The sequence below is a fragment of the Oceanobacillus sojae genome (assembly GCF_900162665.1).
GTDB classification, from domain to species: domain Bacteria; phylum Bacillota; class Bacilli; order Bacillales; family Amphibacillaceae; genus Oceanobacillus; species Oceanobacillus sojae_A.
In genome coordinates this window covers 216,482-231,716 of the sequence record NZ_LT727809.1, presented here as the reverse complement: position 1 = coordinate 231,716, position 15,235 = coordinate 216,482, and the positions used below count along the sequence as shown (strand labels likewise).

The following is a 15,235-nucleotide window of genomic DNA, read 5'->3' as shown; positions in this document are numbered from 1 at the left end:
TACGGCTCAGAATAAAAAAGGGAGTCCGGTTAAGTTCGCAACGTCCTGGGGCCTAAGATTACTCATCCCATGAAACCTGTTGGAGCGGTTATCCTCCGCATTTTATACTTTCTTACTCTAAAAAAAGCCCCCTAGAATTGGTGGCTTCTTTTACTAATAAGTATATTAGAATGGTTTTCCTAAAAAGTTCTGCGTGTAATAGAATCGATATACCCCTACTCCAAGGTAGCTGTATTCATCACTTAATAACGCTTCCCGGTGACTTTCACTGTTTAGCCAGCCCTCCATTGCGGCAGGGGCATCCGGATATTGGGCAGCGATATTTTCACCAGCCGCAACATAGGCAACCTGTCTTGCCTCCAGCCGTTCTTTTAACCCGTCTCCCTCTAAGCTGACATGAGAAAAATAATCATTCTCATACATGTCTCTGCTGTGATCATATGCAACCAGACTGACTTGGTCATCCCACTCTAAACGAGGAAGGTCACGCTGATAACGCATAATATTAGAGATATCGAGAATTTGCTGTTCCATTCCCTCCTGAATCTCTCCCCACTCTTTCTCACTGAATTCAGGCTGATCAGGCAGTTCACCCCGATACTCAATTTCATACGGTCTCTGTAGTAAAAGTGCGTCTCCAGTTGAAATTCTCACTGAAGAAAGCGTTTCTGTAAATGTATCAAAATAGAATTGAATAAATGTATTATCACTTATTTTGACTAAAGGTCTCATCTGAAGATCTTCTGTTGTTAATCGGAAAGTAAACGAAGAATTATCGTCAGAATAATCTACTTCACTTAAAAAAGGGAATTTATCTGCTATTTCTACGTAACTTGCACCTGATTCTATCGGCGAAATCTCCAAGTCTTCTCCAATAGCATAAACTGATACAACCTCATCTCCTAAAACTCCAAACATACCATATTGGCTTTCCGAGTTATTATATACATACCATTCATAATTATATGCACTAACATCAATTCTATCCGGTTCTCCCAGCTCATCCGTAAGTTCTGTTGACGTCTTTCCTATCCATTGATATAAATCGCCTTCTAAATTCATCTGAGGAAGTTCTGCTGCTGTCCCCTTGGATTCTATGGAATCTTCATCATCAGTCAAATGTGTGGTTACTTCCCTTACAATTTCTTTAGGTGATGAATTTATCTGGTTAATAACAATAAATATTAGGAGTGCAATAATCATGATTATCATAATATTACGAATCATCTTCATGATTTAACCCCCATCTGGCAGACAAATATATCATTAATAATCTACTTATCTACTTTATACCCCATTATTTACTATTGTATACTTTCAAATCGAATTACCTGTAACTTAATATATCAATAATTCTTTATATGTACGCATTCAAAAAATCTCAATGTTTTCTAACCAGCATTTAATCACAACATATATAAGCCATTATAAAGCAAAAACACAAATAAATGTATCTAAACTATTTAATTTTAGCATGAACTAGGAATCACAAAATTAAAACGCAAGCTGATACTTTAGAAAAAAAGAAAAATAGCCGATTTATCAATTTCTTTCATGCAGTTATCTTGATAAGTATGCCCTTTCTTTACTATCGTTAACGGTTTCTATTGCATCTATTACTGTTTCGTATTATCCTTAAATTAAGCAGAATATTTTTGATGAGGTGAAAGAATAATGAGATTTGAAAACACAGGGATAGAAGACACGATTATTGATGTGCAGGTATTAGATCATGTAACAGCTAATCTGGCATTTATCCGTGCAGGACAATGGGATTACGAACGTGTTACTTATGATTACAAAATTGGCTCCAACGAAAAAAATATTACATACTATATTCGCGTACAGGGATATGCTATCGATGGGGATGTTGATAAACGTAATGCTGTTATCAAATTATTGACTCCACTGCTCGGTAAACATTATTATCCTCATGGAGTAGAGTATGGCGAGGAAGAGAACTTCCCTGAAAGCGTTGTAGAAAGAGCAAACACACTGCTTGCGAAACTTAGTGAAGAACTTCAGTATTACAAGAAATAATAAAAAAGGGTACATGCTCCTATCACAGAAGCATTGTACCCTTTTTTAATTTTAACCTATACCTGATCTTGCAATAGCCTATAAACCTAAAATTGCTTTAATCATGCTTGTCGTTTCCCCTGGATCGTACATTACATACAGAAAGATATAAACAAGAACTCCCGTAACTGCACTGAAAAACCAAATAATGCTTGTTACCGGGCCAATTTTGCGATGCTTCTTAATATTTCTTTTAAATGCCAGTACAAGTGTTACAACTCCAAATACAGCTCCAACTGTCGCTAAAATAATATGGAAGATCAGGAAAATTGTAAAATATGTTTTTATATCATCAGGTCCTCCAAAGCTTGTGTTTCCTATAAATACAGTACGTGACACATAAATAATAAAGAAAAGTAGGGCGCTGACAGCAGCTGCTATCATTACTTTCTTATGCTGCTTCCTTTTATTTTTGATAATTAACGCCCAGCCGATTGCTACAAGTATTGCACTTAAAGCAATGAAAAATGTACTAATTGTTGGTAGTAAATGCATTTCTTTATCCTCCAATATTTCTTTAATGCGATTCTGCTGTAGTTGGCGGCAGCGGATCTATTTTATTACTACTTTCCTTTCTGAACCATGAAAAGATAACAACTGCTAAAATAGCCCCATAAGTAAATTCCTGCATAATCTTCATTATAATACCGCCCAGCTGCTGATCCTCTAACGTACTAATCGGTGTAAACATTTCTGGTCCAGTTAACCCAGGAGCAAGCCCCTGTAATACATTTCCCGGTACACACAAACTCATCGCCTGCATCCATGCGCCTCCCTGCGTATACGTGGCGTAAAGCGGTTCCGGCGCAAAAATAATCAACGCACATGCCGGTGTTATTAACACACTGTTTGCAAAAATATAGGCTATTTTCAATAAAGGCTGCATGCGATCAAATTCCTTCAATGGTGACAGTAAAGGAAATATCATGAAAAAAGCTGCAATAAATAATATTCCATGTACAAAAAAATGAATCACTGGCGAAGACTTTGCAAACTCAAAGAAAACAGGTACATGATACACAGAAAATAAGCCGTTAAATACTAATAACGAAATCAAAGGTTTTGTTCCTATTTCCACAACAGGTTTTATAACAGGCCGATCAATTACTGTTCTCCATAACCAGGCCGGTATTCCTGCGATTATTAATATTGGAACAACAAGCAAAAAAATTGCCATCTGAATCATATGGGCAGTCAGTGTTATATGTGAAAGTAAATCAATTGGTGCACCTTTAACAATGTATAAACAAAGCAGTGCAGCGTAAAAAGAAAGTTGCTGCTTCACAGATACTCTATCATGACCGTCAAATTTATAACGATATGGACCTGTAATTAAAAAATAAGCTAAAGCAACCAGAACTATAAATATCATAAAGTAGGGGCTCCACAAGGCCCGAAACCCAAATATTTGTATATCCAACCACATACATAATCATCTCCACTTTAGTCTGCTCTGTCTATTATACCTTAAAACAAATAGGAATTCTCTAGTAGGATTGTGACGATTTTAAAACATATCTATATATTTCTCTGTCACAACTCAACTTTCGCACTTGATGAAAAGATCATTCAATAAAATATTATATTTAAAAACGCTATGATGATTAATTAATCATCATAGCGTTTTTTAATTAAAAAGAGTTGAATGAGAGTCTCTCTCTTACTTACCACCAGGTAATGACCGTAAATGTTAATGCTACCATTACAGTAATAAATACTCCTCCATAGATAATCTGGGAAGGTACTTCATGTCCTTTGTCCTTTAAGTGCATAAAGTAAAAAAACTGAAAACCTACCTGAACAAAAGCAAGGAGTAATATTATTGGAATAACATAAGTAGATGGTACCTCCAGCATAACAAGGGCAAATGCAATTAATGTAAAGATGATCATTAAAGCAAAGCTGACTACCATTCTTTGCATCTCTTGTTTATTCTTTTGTTTTTGGAACGAATTAATTTTTCTTGTACTCATTTCGTCTGTCATAAATTAACTCACCATCCCCATCAGATAAACAACTGTAAAGATGAATACCCACACTACATCGATAAAATGCCAATATAGAGCAAATGTATTAAATTTAGGCGCATTATACAAATCTAATCCCCGCTTTGCATTACGTACCATTAACGTGATAATCCATGATAATCCGAATGCAACGTGTCCTCCATGGAAGCCAACTAAAGCATAGAAGGAGGACCCAAATGCTGAAGAACGGAATGTAAATCCATAACCATGAATATAATGAGCAAATTCATAAATCTCACAAGCAAGGAAACCGATACCTAATAATGCTGTAATTCCCATCCACAGCTGCATCTTTTTAAAGTCATTATTCTTCATGTGATAAATTGCATACACACTTGTTAAAGAGCTTGTTAAAAGTAAAACAGTCATTAAGAATACCAGACCAAGTCCATATAATTCCTGAGTTGTTGGCCCGCCAGCATTTGAATTCCTTAAAGCAAGGTATGTTCCAAACAGGCAGGCAAAAAGAACTGTTTCGCCACCAAGGAATATCCACAAACCCATAAATTTATGTTTTCCTTCAGTTGTCGCTTTGGAAGGGTCTTTGGGCATACTCTTTGGATCAATGGAATGATCATGACTCATATTAATCACCCACCCTTTCTAGTTCTTCTTTAGATATATGATGTCCGTGGTCATCTTTTAATGAACGGGTCAGCATACAGATTAATGCAATCGCAATTCCAGAATACACAGCGATTAACCAGTATTTATTGCCTGTCTGATAAATAAATCCATAGGAAGCAATAGTAAACCCGATCGTCATAATTAAAGGAAGAATTGACCCATTTGGCATATGAATTTCATCTACCGGTTCTGCAGGTGTCATTTTTTCATTTCCTTCTGTTTTTTCAATCCATAATGGATCTAACCCGCGAACTAACGGCAACTGTTTAAAGTTATAATGGACAGGCGGTGATGAAATTGTCCATTCCAGCGTACGTCCGCTTCCCCAAGCATCGCGAGGAGCTTTTTTACCTTTGATAGTGGTGTAAATAATATTAATCAAAAATACAATAACACCAAATGACATAAAGAAAGCACCAATGGAACTAATTAAGTTCCCGGTATCCAGACCTTGGTTTTCCAGGAATACCCAGTAACGACGTGGCATACCCATTAAACCTAAGAAATGCTGAATAAAGAATGTTAAATGGAATCCAACAAAGAATGTCCAAAAAGATATCTGTCCCAGTCCTTCATGCAAATACTTTCCAAACATTTTTGGCCACCAATAATGCAGTCCAGCTAATATACCAAAAACTGTTCCACCAACAATAACATAGTGAAAGTGTCCAATAACAAAGTAAGAGTCATGATATTGGTAGTCAGCAACAGCTGATGCAAGCATAACACCAGTCATTCCCCCAATGGTAAATGACGGAATAAAAGCTAATGACCATAACATTGCTGTATTAATCTTGATACTGCCTCCCCAAAGGGTGAACAGCCAGTTAAATATTTTAATACCAGTAGGTACAGCAATTGCCATTGTTGCAACAGCGAAAATAGAGTTCGCAACTGGTCCTAGACCAACAGTAAACATGTGGTGAGCCCACACCATAAATCCTAAAAATGCAATTAAGAAAGTCGCAAATACCATTGCTGTGTATCCGAACAAGCGCTTCTTAGCAAATGTCGGGAAAACCTCACTAAATACTCCAAATACCGGTAAAATTAAAATATATACTTCCGGATGTCCAAATATCCAGAATAGATGCTGCCAAATTACAGCATTTCCGCCTAATGCAGCGTCAAAAAATGCAGAACCAAACATGCGATCAAACATCATTAAGAATAATCCAACCGTCAATGCCGGGAAAGCAAATAGTATTAAGATACTTGCTACAAATGTGGTCCATGTAAACAGGGGCATTCTCATATAAGTCATACCCGGTGCACGCATAAGTACAATTGTAACAATAAAGTTAATTCCACCCATTAATGTTCCTGCCCCTGATAATTGCAGTCCCATAATATAAAAGTCAATACCGTGACCTGGTGATTGTATTGATAAAGGAGCGTAGTTCGTCCAGCCGGCATCAGGTGCACCAGTAAACCAGCTAAGGTTTAATAAAACTCCTCCAAATAAGAATAACCAGAATCCTAAAGAGTTTAGAAACGGAAACGCAACATCACGTGCTCCGATTTGCAGCGGCATAATAAAGTTCATCAATCCTAATAATATTGGCATAGCTGCAAGAAAAATCATGGTTGTGCCATGCATGGTAATCATTTCGTTATAAAGCCCTGCACTAATAAAATTATTCTCTGGTGACATTAATTGAATACGAATAATTACAGCTTCAAGACCACCCAGAAGGAAAAAGAATCCTCCCCCTGCAAGATAAAGGATACCTATCTTTTTATGATCAACAGTAGTCAACCAATCCCATAAGGTAGCCCCGAAACCCCTTTTTTGAGCACTAGTCATACCCAAATTTTAAACCTCCCTTTTGTAACTGTCTCTCATGTTTTAATCTCCTGCGCTCTCAGGTGTAATTTCTGAAGGCTTCAGCTGCAATAAATATTCTGCAATACTTTCAGCTTCATCCTGACTAAGCTCCGGATACTGCCCTGTCATTTTGTTTCCCGGCTTAATAGATTCAGGATCCATAATCCAATCAACCAGGTTTTCTTTGTTATGTTCTAAAATACCCGCAACCCGGGAACGATCTCCAAAGTTGGTCAGGTTCGGTCCAAAAGGTCCATTGTTCTGTGGGCCAGCTTCAATACCGGAAGCAGCCGAATCTGTCGCATGACAGTTCATACAGTTATTCGCTTCAAACAGCTCCTGCCCTTCTTGAGCTACAGCGTTTTCAGGCTCTGCATCCGTATCAACATTTTGCATGTCATTAACCCACTCATCATACTCATCTGGTGAAACAGCGATGACTTTAAAGTCCATCAATGAGTGTGAAGGTCCGCATAACTCAGCACACTTGCCCCAGTATACACCCTCATCATAAGCTTCAATATACATAGTGTTTACGTTCTCTGCATTAACATCCATTTTTCCTGATATTGAAGGGACCCAGAATGAATGAATAACATCAGAGGAGAGCATATGTAAATAAACTCGCTCACCAGTAGGAATATACAGGTCTTGACTTGTTTGGATTTCTTCTCCGGCATACTCAAAATGCCACCAGTATTGATTTCCTTTTACGTTAACATTGATGAGTTCATCTGCCTTCGAATCATCTGACAAATCAAATGTTGCCAGAACAGTAGGTACAGCAATCACTAATACCAAAATAATCGGTATAACTGTCCATATTACCTCCAGCTTATGATTTCCTTCCACTTGCTTTGGAACATAATCTTCCTGTCCTTTTTTCCTGCGAAAGCGGACAAGTGTAATCACATAGATCACCATAACCACAATAAACACACCTGTCATAATTAACGTGGTCAGTATAATAAGATCCATGGATTTTTCTGCCCCATACCCTTTAGGTTCAAGTGCAGTCAGATTTTCGATTCCACAACCGGCAAGAAATGATGCAAGTAACAGGAATACGAAAAATACTTTGGTTTTTCCCATCCAACCTCTCATGTAAGAATACCTCTCTTTCTCCTTGTTCTTTCCTTTTTATATTTAAATTTTAAGGAATAACAAATCATTAATTAAATATCGGCAGTGTGACAATAATCATTAACGGAAATAAAATGGTTAAATAATTCAAAGAAAATATAAATACTAAATTAGCCCATTTCATATCTTTTTCCGTTTTCGTAAATAACCCCATAAAACCTATCACCAGCCAGGCAATATTTAATATTGTTGCCACAATTGTGAATGTCAATCCCAATGCAGGCATTAAGAAAAACGGCAATGGTAAAAGACAGGCAATATATACAGCAATCTGTCTTTTGGTTATTCCCATGCCTCTAACTACCGGCAACATTGGAACCCCGGCTGCCTTATATTCTTCTTTCTTTTTCATTGCTAATGCAAGAAAATGTGGTGTTTGCCAGATAAACATAATAAGAAACATAACAAATGGAACCACATGAAAAGAAGGATCAACTGCTGCCCATCCAATCAAGGGAGGCATTGCACCGGATAAGCTTCCAACAGCTGTGTTTAAAGTATATCTTCTCTTTGACCACATGGTATATAAAACAACGTAGCCAATCCAGCCGATAAAAGCAAATAGTGCTGCATACCAGGTAGTGAACATTAATATCACAAAGCCAAGAATACTTACAATAATTCCTGTTGTAAGTACTGTCCGCAGTGAAAAGAATCCGGTTACGGTAGGTCTTTTCTTCGTTCTGGACATTTTGGGATCAATATCTACGTCATACCAGTTATTAATAATGCATCCGCCAGCAATCACGAAAGCACTTCCGATTATCATCAGAAGAAAGGATCCCCAATGATTACTAAAGGAGGAGTTTGTTAAAGCGATAGCCACTAAAAAACCAGTTATTGCTGTAATTAAATTTGAATTCACAATTCCGATTTTTATAAGCGCCTTCACTTCTGACAGAAAAACAGTTACTTTTTGTTTGTTTGAAATAGTCGTGTTACCAATTAATTCCGAATAAGTCATATCTACTTTATCCATAATTTCCCCCCTTCGCACCAGTAGGAAGACATAATAATAAACAGAATACACGCACTTCATTCTATGTACTCCGTTTCCCATCTAATTATAGCATGGATTTCTTTGACAATCTAATGAACTTTTATATAATATATTACAACAATTTGAACATCCAGCTGAATAAGAAGACCGGAGAGTAGATAAGGACAATAAATTATGTATATTTTCTATCTTTTATAAAACGTTCACTGCTTTTCTGCGTACTCATCCATACTATATTTCTAGCAAACATAAGTGAATTATGCAAGCTTTTTTTATTTGCTGATGAAAACTTTCAGAAAACATGATAGTATTAACAAGGGTCCATTCATTATCCTTTTTTGCAAGCCGGAAACTGGCTTCATAATATGGATAAATTCAAAGTTTGTTAGATTTTGTTCAAAATTGGAAAGCGTTTCCCGCAGTATTTTTGGTAAACTGGAGATATTGGATATTTTTACATAGAAGTGAGGTTACATAGATATGTTGAAAAAACTAAAAATACTATCTGTGATAACGACCATAGGAATGCTGCCTCTTCTTCTCGGAGGAGCACTTGTTACAAAAACAGGTTCAGCAGATGGATGCGGAGACAGCTGGCCGCTTTGTGAAGGGGAATTTCTCCCTGCCAACCTGCATTTTGAAATGATAATTGAGTTAAGTCACCGAATGGTCAGCGGCGCAGTTGGTATATTAGTACTTTTACTTGCAATACTATCCTGGAAAGCATACAGAAATCATAAAGAAGTTATTTTCCTGAGTTTATCTGCTTTATTCTTTATTATTGTACAGGCGCTTGTTGGTGCAGCCGCAGTTGTGTGGGGACAATCTGACTTTGTATTAGCTACACACTTCGGGATATCTTTAATTTGTTTTTCTTCTGTTTTTTTACTTATGTTATTATTCTTTGAAATTGATAAAAAGTTACATACAGAAGATATCCATATTAAAAAACCCCACCGGATTGAAATCTATGCAATTTCTATTTATACCATGTGTGTGGTTTATAGCGGTGCACTGGTACGACATACAGAATCAAATCTGGTGTGTTCAGACTGGCCTTTTTGCTTCAATTCCGTGCCCTTTTCTATTGGAAGCTATACATTTAATCAATGGGTACAAATGGGTCACCGTATTGCAGCCGGGATTTTATTTTTGTGGACGATCTTTTTAGCCGTTCGCATGATAAAGAGATATGGTGATAATAATGTTATGCGCTGGGGCTGGATTATTACACCAGTATTGATTGCGCTTCAGGTTACATTTGGTGCACTTGTTGTCTTTACACAGCTTAATCTGTTTATCGCATTAATGCATGCCCTGTTTATCACATGTTATTTTGGAATGTTAAGTTACTTTATACATCTGTCATTCCGAAGCAGCAGAAAAAAACGAGAATAGCATTTAACATATGCCTTCATTATAAAAGGAAAGGAAACTCTGCTAAATAGAGTTTCCTTTCCTTTTGGTATAGTGACACAATTATCCACTTAATTATTTAGAACCTGAGTTATTCCATTGCTTTATCTGTAATATACCTTTTTTAAACCGTTCGCATACACCTATTTTTTTGTGCAAGATTCATTTCAAAACTGCTGTGTTCTCTCCTGCATATAACCCTCCTATAACAAAATAACCTCCCCTGGTCAACTTACCAGGAGAGGTTATTTTGCTTACTCAAATTCGATTAATAAATCATTTACTGCAATAGAGTCTCCCTTCTGTACATGAATTTCTTTAATTACACCATCAAGCGGCGCCTGTACAGAAGTTTCCATTTTCATTGCCTCATTTGTCATTAGATGCTGGCCTTTTTTAACAGTATCTCCTTTTGCACAATGCACCTCAAGAACTGTTCCAGGCATGGTTGCCCCTAAATGATTTGGGTTTGATTTATCTGCTTTCGGATTTGCTGCAATAGCAGATTCTATATTATTATCCCGAACTGTAATCTCTCTGGATTGTCCATTTAATTCAAAATAAACAACACGTGTACCGTCTTCTTTCGGTTCAGAAATAGTAACTAATTTAACAATCAATGTTTTACCTTTTTCAATTTCTACTTCAATCACTTCACCCAGTTTCATGCCATAGAAGAAAGTCGGTGTGTCTAAAACAGACATATCACCATACGTGTTTAAGAAATCTTGATAATCTTTGAATACTTTCGGATAAAGTGCATTAGAAATTAAATCATGGCTGTTAACCGGGCGATTCAATTCATTATACAGCGTATCACGCATCTCATTAAAATCTACATCCTCTAACAGCTCGCCAGGTCTGACTGTAATAGGCTCTTTATCTTTCAGAATCAGTTTTTGCAGTTCTTCCGGGAAGCCTTGATATGGCTGTCCAATGTAACCTTGGGCAAATTCGATAACAGAATCAGGGAAGTCAATCGATGCACCTTTTTCATAAATTTTTTCCTCATCTAGATCGTTTTGCACCATAAACAGCGCCAAATCTCCCACAACTTTAGAAGATGGAGTAACTTTTACAATATCTCCAAACATATCATTCACTTTACGAAACATATCTTTTACTTCGTTCCAGCGATCACCAAGTCCGACAGCTTTTGCCTGCTGCTGCAGATTACTGTATTGCCCGCCTGGCATCTCATGGTGATAGATTTCTGTATGCGGTGACTTCATACCACTTTCAAAATCTTTATAGTATTCCCTGACGCCTTCCCAGTACTGTCCGATTTCTTCATATTTCTCAATATTCAGCTCCGGCTGATGTTCTGTTCCATCTAATGCGTAGTATAGTGACTGTGCGCTTGGCTGCGAAGTCATCCCGGACATGGAGCCAACAGAAACATCCACTGCATCTACGCCTGCTTCAATTGCTCTTGAATACGCATAGACACCGTTTCCGCTTGTATCATGTGTATGCAAATGAATTGGAATATCCACTGTTTCTTTTAATGTGCTGATCAGCTGATATGCTGCTTCCGGCTTAAGTAATCCTGCCATGTCTTTAATCCCGAGAATATGAGCACCGGCAGTTTCTAATTCTTTTGCCATATTTTTATAATAATCGATATCATATTTCGTTCTGCCGGTATCTAAAATATCACCGGTATAGCAAATAGCGGCTTCTGCAATTTTATCTGTTTTACGCACATTATCAATTGCTACCTGCATGCCTTCTACCCAGTTTAAGCTGTCAAAAATCCGGAATACATCTATACCGGCTTCGGCACTCTTCTTCACGAATAATTCAATAACATTATCAGGATAGTTCTTATACCCAACAGCATTGCTGGCGCGCAGCAGCATTTGGAATAACACATTCGGCATACGTTTTCTCAGCTGCAGCAATCTTTCCCATGGATCTTCTTTTAAGAAACGGTATGCTACATCATATGTTGCCCCACCCCACATCTCTACAGAAAACAGGTTTGGAAGCAATTTTGCTGTCGGCTCTGCAATATGCAATAAGTCATTTGTACGTACCCGTGTAGCTAATAATGATTGATGCGCATCTCGGAATGTCGTATCTGTTAATAATACCTGTTTCTGTTCCTTCAGCCATTTTGCAAGCCCTTCCGGACCGCGTTCATCTAAAATTTGCTTCGTTCCCGGCTGTATTTCTGTATTTTCAGTATTTGGAATAAATAATTTATCAAAATCCGGTTTTTCTTGTTTTTCGGCACCATCTACACCATTTAAAGTCGTATTTGCAATATACGTCAGCATTTTGGTTCCACGGTCACGACGCACCGGGAAAATAAATAGTTCTGGTGTTTTATCAACAAAAGTCGTATCATATTCCCCTGATAAAAATTGCTCGTGAAGCATAACGTTTTCAAGGAAAGGGATATTTGTCTTAATTCCTCTGATACGGAATTCTTTTAGGTTTCGCACCATTTTAATGGTTGCCTGCTCAAAGTCAAGAGCCCAGGTAGACACTTTAACCAATAATGAATCATAGTGAGGTGAAATAATTGCTCCCTGATAGGCATTCCCGGCATCGAGACGGACACCAAACCCGCCGCCGCTGCGGTATGCATTAATTTTTCCTGTATCCGGCATAAAATCATTCAGTGGATCCTCAGAGGTTACGCGGGATTGAATGGCATAGCCCTGCGTTGTAATTTTACTTTGCTCTGGTATGCCGACTTCCTTATCATGCAATCCAAAACCATCCGCAATTTTTATTTGCGTTTGAACAATATCAACACCAGTAATCATCTCCGTGATTGTATGCTCTACTTGAACACGTGGATTCACTTCGATGAAGTAAAAATCATTGTCAGTTACAAGAAACTCGACTGTACCCGCATTAATATAGTCTACATTTTTCATCAAATCGACAGCTGCCTGACAAATTGCTTCTCTTAGATCATTATTTAGAGACAGGCTTGGAGCAACCTCAATTAATTTCTGATGACGGCGCTGTACCGAACAGTCTCTTTCATACAGGTGAACAATGTTCCCTTGTTTATCCCCAATAATCTGTACTTCAATATGCTTTGGATTCTCAATTAATTTTTCAACATAAATTTCATCATTACCAAAGGCTGCTTTTGCTTCTGATTTTGCGCGGTCATATGCATTCTCCACTTCATTTACATCCTGAACAACACGCATTCCTCTTCCGCCACCGCCTAGTGATGCCTTAATAATAATTGGGTATCCATGCTTGTCTCCAAAAGCTTTTACCTCTTCTAAAGATTCAACCGGCCCATCACTTCCCGGAATAATTGGCAATTTGGCAGCCAGGGCTTGTTCTCTCGCTTTTACTTTATCACCGAACATATTTAAATGCCGGCTGTTCGGACCAATAAAAATAATGTCCTCTTCTTCGCAACGTTTTGCAAATTCAATGTTTTCAGAAAGAAATCCATAACCTGGATGGATTGCATCCACATTTACTTCTTTTGCTAAAGCTATGATTCCTTCAATATCCAAGTAAGCATCAATTGGCTTCTTTCCTTCACCGATTAAATATGCTTCATCTGCTTTAAACCGGTGAAAGGAAGAAGAATCTTCACTGGAGTAAACAGCTACTGTACGGACATTTAACTCCGTACAGGCGCGAAATACACGTATAGCTATTTCTCCTCTGTTTGCAACTAACACTTTATTAATCTGCTTTAAGTCTGTCATGCTTTACCACCTCTGTATGAATTAATAGATTTTCTTTGAAATAAGCCGGATTTGGGTGCCAGCTCTTCCTTTTCAATTTCTTTCTTATTAACCTGCATAGCGATATTATTAAGAATCCCCATGGCTATCATCATAAATAATAATGAAGATCCTCCATAACTGATAAAAGGTAAGGGAACACCAGTAATTGGCAGAACCCCGCTAATGGCACCTAAATTAATAAAGGTTTGAATTCCTACCATCGATGCAATTCCAAGTGCAAGCAAGGAGCCAAAGCTGTCTTGGCACTGTCTTGAAATATAAAGCCCTCTTAAAACAATAGCTGCTAATAGACCTAAAACAATAGCAACACCTACAAAGCCAAGTTCCTCTGCAATAATGGCCATAATAAAATCCGTATGACCTTCCACCAGAAAGCCCAGTTTTTGAATACTTTGACCTAAGCCCTCTCCTGTTAAACCACCATTGCCAATGGCTACATATGATTGAATTAATTGATAACCGTTTAAATCTGGTGAATTGAACGGCTGATAGGCTCCTGTAAAACGGGATAACCTTTCCTCTGTTACCATATTTGGAATTGCAAACGCCAATAGAATAAGTCCGGTAAACACCAGAAGAAATAGATGCCTCCATTTAATACCGGAAGCAAAAATCACGGAACAACCCATTAAAAAAATAATGGAGGCAGTTCCGATATCCGGCTGTCCCACAATCAATCCAAGAACAACAGCTGTGATAATAAGCGGTGGCAATACACCTTTACTAAATTGGTCTAAGTATGCCTGCTTTTTAGAATAAATAGCAGACAAATAAATAATTAAACCAAGCTTGGCAACCTCTGCAGGCTGCAGGCTGAATGGACCAAAACGAAACCATGACCTTGCATTATTCACTGTATCTCCAAAGAAAAGAACGGCTACCAGCAAAACAATACAGGATATAATGATTATCTTCATCAGTCGTTGATAAATCTGGTATGGCAAGAAAGATATGACGGCAAACCCGATAAGTGCAACGATAAAGAATATCGATTGCCTTATAAGATAATAATTGCTGTTAAAACCATCCACAACAGCTACTACCATACTTGCGCTATATACCATTACTACTCCAAAACCAGCTAATAGAATTGGGGTGATCATCAATGTGAAATCGAAGTGTTTCCAATTTTTTAACATTATATTTTTCTCCTAGCCACTATGTAAGATTAAGAGATTTTTAACAGTATAGCATAATATCTATAGAGCTGTTATTATTTATCCCTCTTTTGTCAGTATACATTTTTTAACATATTATAAACAATAGCGAGCTCTAAAAGATTTAAAAAGAGTTTCAAAACTATAGTTTATAAGCTTTAAATCTCTTTTTGGTTCACTTTCGTTACAGTAATCTTTATTTACTTTTCATACTCCTATTT

At 37.4% G+C, this 15,235-nt stretch carries 12 protein-coding genes; 2 read left to right on the top strand and 10 right to left on the bottom strand.

Annotation, left to right across the window (positions count from 1 at the left end):
- Positions 1-165: 165 nt before the first annotated feature.
- Positions 166-1,233, bottom strand: a complete 1,068-nt coding sequence (locus BN1068_RS01420) for a CAP domain-containing protein (protein WP_077601061.1) — start codon at positions 1,231-1,233, stop codon at positions 166-168.
- A 441-nt stretch (positions 1,234-1,674) separates the two neighbouring features.
- Between BN1068_RS01420 and BN1068_RS01415 the strand changes: the two genes are divergently transcribed.
- Positions 1,675-2,040, top strand: coding sequence for a YugN family protein (locus tag BN1068_RS01415; RefSeq protein WP_077601060.1), 366 nt, complete (start codon positions 1,675-1,677; stop codon positions 2,038-2,040).
- A 78-nt stretch (positions 2,041-2,118) separates the two neighbouring features.
- Here the strand turns inward: BN1068_RS01415 and BN1068_RS01410 are convergent, their stop codons facing one another.
- From BN1068_RS01410 to cyoE, 7 genes are all read right to left on the bottom strand, one after another.
- Positions 2,119-2,574 (bottom strand): DUF420 domain-containing protein, encoded by a 456-nt coding sequence (locus BN1068_RS01410; protein ID WP_077601059.1) that lies wholly within the window; start codon positions 2,572-2,574, stop codon positions 2,119-2,121.
- 22 nt (positions 2,575-2,596) lie between these two features.
- Positions 2,597-3,505: a cytochrome c oxidase assembly factor CtaG gene (gene ctaG, locus BN1068_RS01405; RefSeq protein ID WP_077601058.1), complete on the bottom strand. Its 909-nt coding sequence runs from the start codon at positions 3,503-3,505 to the stop codon at positions 2,597-2,599.
- A 238-nt stretch (positions 3,506-3,743) separates the two neighbouring features.
- Positions 3,744-4,064 carry a cytochrome c oxidase subunit IVB gene (ctaF, locus tag BN1068_RS01400; protein ID WP_077601057.1) on the bottom strand — a complete coding sequence of 107 codons (321 nt, stop codon included), beginning with the start codon at positions 4,062-4,064 and terminating at the stop codon, positions 3,744-3,746.
- A 3-nt stretch (positions 4,065-4,067) separates the two neighbouring features.
- The gene (locus tag BN1068_RS01395) at positions 4,068-4,691 is read right to left on the bottom strand and encodes a cytochrome (ubi)quinol oxidase subunit III (RefSeq protein ID WP_077601056.1); all 624 of its coding nucleotides are present in this window, start codon (positions 4,689-4,691) and stop codon (positions 4,068-4,070) included.
- Position 4,692: 1 nt separating this feature from the next.
- A complete protein-coding gene (gene ctaD / locus BN1068_RS01390) occupies positions 4,693-6,540 on the bottom strand; it encodes a cytochrome c oxidase subunit I (protein WP_439822970.1) in 1,848 nt (615 codons plus the stop codon).
- 42 nt (positions 6,541-6,582) lie between these two features.
- Positions 6,583-7,665: a cytochrome c oxidase subunit II gene (coxB, locus tag BN1068_RS01385; protein WP_077601054.1), complete on the bottom strand. Its 1,083-nt coding sequence runs from the start codon at positions 7,663-7,665 to the stop codon at positions 6,583-6,585.
- A gap of 67 nt (positions 7,666-7,732) precedes the next feature.
- Positions 7,733-8,683, bottom strand: a complete 951-nt coding sequence (cyoE, locus tag BN1068_RS01380; protein ID WP_077601053.1) for a heme o synthase — start codon at positions 8,681-8,683, stop codon at positions 7,733-7,735.
- A 501-nt stretch (positions 8,684-9,184) separates the two neighbouring features.
- On the opposite strand from cyoE, the gene BN1068_RS01375 reads away from it, so the two are divergent.
- On the top strand, positions 9,185-10,102 hold the full coding sequence (locus BN1068_RS01375) for a COX15/CtaA family protein (protein WP_077601052.1): 918 nt from the start codon (positions 9,185-9,187) through the stop codon (positions 10,100-10,102).
- A gap of 272 nt (positions 10,103-10,374) precedes the next feature.
- Here the strand turns inward: BN1068_RS01375 and pyc are convergent, their stop codons facing one another.
- Together pyc and ftsW are read right to left on the bottom strand one after the other, a co-directional pair.
- Positions 10,375-13,815 carry a pyruvate carboxylase gene (gene pyc / locus BN1068_RS01370; protein WP_077601051.1) on the bottom strand — a complete coding sequence of 1,147 codons (3,441 nt, stop codon included), beginning with the start codon at positions 13,813-13,815 and terminating at the stop codon, positions 10,375-10,377.
- A complete protein-coding gene (gene ftsW, locus BN1068_RS01365; RefSeq protein ID WP_077601050.1) occupies positions 13,812-14,996 on the bottom strand; it encodes a putative lipid II flippase FtsW in 1,185 nt (394 codons plus the stop codon). Before ftsW ends, pyc begins: the two co-directional genes overlap by 4 nt.
- Positions 14,997-15,235: the final 239 nt, after the last annotated feature.

Coding starts and splice junctions, on each gene's coding strand:
- BN1068_RS01420 (WP_077601061.1), bottom strand. CDS start 1,233: ATGAAGATGATTCGTAATATTATGATAATCATGATTATTGCACTCCTA.
- ctaF (WP_077601057.1), bottom strand. CDS start 4,064: ATGACAGACGAAATGAGTACAAGAAAAATTAATTCGTTCCAAAAACAA.
- pyc (WP_077601051.1), bottom strand. CDS start 13,815: ATGACAGACTTAAAGCAGATTAATAAAGTGTTAGTTGCAAACAGAGGA.
- BN1068_RS01395 (WP_077601056.1), bottom strand. CDS start 4,691: ATGAGTCATGATCATTCCATTGATCCAAAGAGTATGCCCAAAGACCCT.
- ctaG (WP_077601058.1), bottom strand. CDS start 3,505: ATGTGGTTGGATATACAAATATTTGGGTTTCGGGCCTTGTGGAGCCCC.
- ctaD (WP_439822970.1), bottom strand. CDS start 6,540: ATGACTAGTGCTCAAAAAAGGGGTTTCGGGGCTACCTTATGGGATTGG.
- ftsW (WP_077601050.1), bottom strand. CDS start 14,996: ATGTTAAAAAATTGGAAACACTTCGATTTCACATTGATGATCACCCCA.
- cyoE (WP_077601053.1), bottom strand. CDS start 8,683: ATGGATAAAGTAGATATGACTTATTCGGAATTAATTGGTAACACGACT.
- coxB (WP_077601054.1), bottom strand. CDS start 7,665: ATGAGAGGTTGGATGGGAAAAACCAAAGTATTTTTCGTATTCCTGTTA.
- BN1068_RS01375 (WP_077601052.1), top strand. CDS start 9,185: ATGTTGAAAAAACTAAAAATACTATCTGTGATAACGACCATAGGAATG.
- BN1068_RS01415 (WP_077601060.1), top strand. CDS start 1,675: ATGAGATTTGAAAACACAGGGATAGAAGACACGATTATTGATGTGCAG.
- BN1068_RS01410 (WP_077601059.1), bottom strand. CDS start 2,574: ATGCATTTACTACCAACAATTAGTACATTTTTCATTGCTTTAAGTGCA.